This window comes from Streptomyces carpinensis, from assembly GCF_002154505.1.
Taxonomy (GTDB): Bacteria; Actinomycetota; Actinomycetes; order Streptomycetales; family Streptomycetaceae; genus Streptomyces; species Streptomyces carpinensis.
The window spans coordinates 1-3,105 of the sequence record NZ_MUBM01000680.1; the positions used below are offsets into that span (position 1 = coordinate 1).

The following is a 3,105-nucleotide window of genomic DNA, read 5'->3' on the forward strand; positions in this document are numbered from 1 at the left end:
GCCCAGCTCGTCGCGACCCTGGCCCGCGGGCTGGTGGAGACCGCCGCCCGGGAGTGGCGGGCGGGCCGCGAACCGGTGGACCACAGTGTGAGCCTGCTGCGGCTGGCCGCGTGGCAGTCGGCCCGGGCGGGGCTGGCGCGGGAGCTGCTGCATCCGCTGACCATGCGGCGGCTGCCGGCGGAGTCGGTGGTGCGGGCGCTGCTGGACCATGTCGGCGACGCGCTGGCGGGTAGCGGGGACCTGCACCGGGCCCGCGAGGCCGTGGACCTGTTGCTGCGGCGTGGCAACGGGGCGCGGGTGCAGCGCGAACTGATGGAGCGGACCGGGAGCCTGCGGGACGTCGTCGCCGAGTGCGTGCGCCACACCCAGGGCTGACTCAGAAGATCAGCGCCAGGGCGTAGGCCAGGAAGCCGGCGGCCACCACCAGGACGAGCAGGAGGATGAGCGTGAGCGGGGCCTTGGCCCACCCCCTGGACGTGCTGTACGGCTGCCGGGGCCCCGCCTCGGACATGCTGCCCTCCGCTGGCGGGGTCTCACCGGGCGGGACACCGCCCCCGGGCTCCAGGCCGGGGGTCCGTTCGGGATCGGGATCTGGATTGGCGAAACTCATGCCTGACGGGTTCCCCGAACGGGTCCGCATCACAAAACAGCTACATCCCCCTTCCGGGCCCCCGGCCGCGCCGACCTGGGCTAGATTCGACCCGCGCCGACAACGGCACTCACCTGCGGGGTCACACTCCGTACACACCAGGAGCAGCGCATGCGCGACTTCGCCCTCGCTCCGTCCGCGGTCTCCGCGCCGATCGGCGGGCTCGCCGACAGCGTCTTCGAGACCGCCGAGTTCCGTCCCACCCTCCCGGTGCTCGCGCGCCGGGCCTCTCCCGCTTCTGCCGTGTGGCAGGAGGTGACCGCCGTGGAGCTGCGGGACGAGGTGGCCGACCTGGCCCGCGGACTGGTCGCGTCCGGGATCGCCCCGGGCCACCGGGTGGCGGTCATGGCGCGCACCCGGTACGAGTGGACGGTCCTGGCCTACGCGCTGTGGACGGTGGGGGCGGAGGTCGTCCCGATCTATCCGACCTCCTCGCGCGACCAGGTCGAGTGGATCCTGCGGGACGCCGGATGCGTGGCCGTGGCCGTCGAGGACGAGCAGGGCGTGATGACGGTCGGCTCCGTGTGCGCGTCGCTGCCCCTGCTGCGGCACGTGTGGCAGCTGGACGCCGGTGCGCTGGCGCAGCTGGTGGAGCGGGGCGCGGGGGTGCCGCCGACCACGGTCGACTCGCTGCGCCGGATCGTGCTGCCGGACGCCACCGCCGTGATCGCCTACACCTCCGGTACCTCCGGCCACGCCATGGGCTGCGCGCTGAGCCACCGCGCGCTGGCGAGCCCCTGCGACACGCTGCTGGAAGGCTGGGGGCACACCGCCGCCCCGCCGGGCGAGCAGGCCTCCGTCCTGGCCTTCCTGCCGTTCTCCCATGTGTACGGGCTGATGATCCAGGGCATCTGCGTCCGCGGCGGGATCCTGCTGGGCCACGAGCCCGATCTGGGCGAGGCGGCGCTGGCGTCGGCGCTGCGGTCCTTCCGGCCGACCTACTTCTACGCCGTGCCGTCCGTCTTCGAGAAGCTGTACAAGAACTTCCTGCGCACCGCTCAGCAGGCGGGCCGCGGCGCGCTGTTCGAACGGGCGGCGGGGACGGCGCGCGACTTCGCCGCGGCGCTGGAGCGGCAGCGGACCGGCCGGGGCTCGGGCCCCGGATTCGACCTGCGGCTGCAGCACGCACTGTACGAGCGGACGGTGTACCGCCGGCTGCGGGCCGCGCTCGGCGGCAGGGTGCGGCGCGCGACCTCCGGCGGCTCCCCGCTCAGCCGAGAACTCTCCCTGTTCTACGAGGGCATCGGCATCTACGTGCACGACGGGTACGGGCTCACGGAGACCGCGGGCGGCATCACCATGCAGCCGCTGGGCCGGGAGAAGTCGGGCACCGTCGGCAAGGCACTGCCGGGCACCGCGATCGCGGTGGCCGACGACGGGGAGATCCTGGTGCGGGGCCCGTCGGTGTTCCAGGGGTACGTGGGCGACGAGGCCGCCACCCGGGCCGCGCTGCGCGGCGGCTGGCTGGCCACCGGCGACATCGGGTACCTGGACTCCGAGGGCTATCTGACGATCACCGGGCGCAAGAAGGACGTCATCATCACCAGTGGCGGCAAGAGCGTGGCCCCGGCCCTGCTGGAGCAGCGCCTGAGAACGCATCCGCTGGTCCACCAGGCGGTCGTCGTGGGCGACAACCGGCCGTGCGTCGGGGCACTGATCACCCTGGACCCGGAGTTCCTGGCGCACTGGCGCGCGGCCCTCGCGCTGCAGGGCGAGGCGCCGGGCCGCGAGGCACGTGAGGAGAACGCGCTGCGCGAGGAGATCGGCCGGGCGGTGGCGGCCGCCAACAGCGCGGTGTCCCGTTCGGAGTCCATCCGGGTCTTCCGGGTGCTGCCGGAGCCCTTCGACGTGGCCGGCGGACTGCTCACGCCGTCGATGAAACTGCGCAGGGACGCCATCGTGGAGCGCTACGCCTTCGAGATCGACGCCATGTACCAGGCCCGCACCGCCGCCCGGTTCCGCCCGCCGGCCGACGATCCGGTGGCCGAGTGGGAGGACTCCGACGACGTCTTCCGCTGAGACAAGGCCCACGGGAAGTCCACGCGTAGGCTCGGCACCCTCGGGAACTAGACACTGGGACGGACGGGACGGGAAGGAAGAGCACGACGAAGCCTCGCGCACGCGGGGCCGGGAAGGCGAGATGGCAACCGAGCCGCCTGGGGACGACACACTGGCCACCGAGGGGATTCCGAGTCGCACCGCTCACTTCACGGGCGAGCTGCACCACGTGACCGGTGCGCGTCTCGCCGCGGAGGAGTTTCTCGACGATCTCGCGCGCTCCTCGCTGCCGACGGCCCCCGAACACTGGGACGACATCCTTCTGGTCGTCACCGAACTGGCCGCGAACGCCGTTCAGTACGCGCCCGGACCGTTCGTGCTGCGCATGCGCCGCACCTTCGACGGGGTGCATGTGACGATGAGCGACACCAGCACCACGGCGCCGGCGCCGCGCCCGT

At 73.1% G+C, this 3,105-nt stretch carries 4 protein-coding genes; 3 read left to right on the forward strand and 1 reads right to left on the reverse strand.

Annotation, left to right across the window (positions count from 1 at the left end):
• A partial coding sequence (locus BZY54_RS47850; RefSeq protein WP_483025164.1) for a glutamate-cysteine ligase family protein occupies positions 1-375 on the forward strand: 375 nt, incomplete at its 5' end.
• Position 376: 1 nt separating this feature from the next.
• Here BZY54_RS47850 and BZY54_RS47855 read toward each other — a convergent pair.
• A complete protein-coding gene (locus BZY54_RS47855) occupies positions 377-610 on the reverse strand; it encodes a DUF6480 family protein (RefSeq protein ID WP_086731525.1) in 234 nt (77 codons plus the stop codon).
• 150 nt (positions 611-760) lie between these two features.
• Between BZY54_RS47855 and BZY54_RS47860 the strand changes: the two genes are divergently transcribed.
• Both BZY54_RS47860 and BZY54_RS47865 read left to right on the forward strand, forming a co-directional pair.
• Positions 761-2,668 (forward strand): AMP-dependent synthetase/ligase, encoded by a 1,908-nt coding sequence (locus tag BZY54_RS47860; RefSeq protein ID WP_086731526.1) that lies wholly within the window; start codon positions 761-763, stop codon positions 2,666-2,668.
• Positions 2,669-2,789: 121 nt separating this feature from the next.
• On the forward strand, positions 2,790-3,105 hold a 316-nt coding region (locus BZY54_RS47865; protein ID WP_086731527.1), incomplete at its 3' end, for an ATP-binding protein.